Here is a 350-nt window from a genome sequence, read left to right on the forward strand (position 1 = left end):
GCAAAGACCGCCCGCTAAGAACAATTTCATGGCTGACGCCCGCCAGCCTCCGGGCCCAAATCGCCTACATCTTACCCGATCGTAAAATTCTGGTAGCACGATATATTCGCCAGAGGGCTGCCCGCGGATCTGCGGTCGGCAGCTGACGTAATGGTCACTGAAGAAGCTGCCTCGTCTCGTGTCAGGTTCGGGTGAGACCATTCCAGTCTCCGAGAATGCAGGGTGCCGAAGGGCGGAGCAGACTGTGGGATCAGTTGGAAAGTTGGGCCCGTGACAAAACTTGTGTATTGGGTGTGACTGAGTGCCAACGCGTAGCAAGCGGAGGCAAAACGGGCTCAGTGGTGAAATCA

This window comes from Schleiferilactobacillus shenzhenensis LY-73 (assembly GCF_000469325.1).
GTDB classification, from domain to species: Bacteria; Bacillota; Bacilli; order Lactobacillales; family Lactobacillaceae; genus Schleiferilactobacillus; species Schleiferilactobacillus shenzhenensis.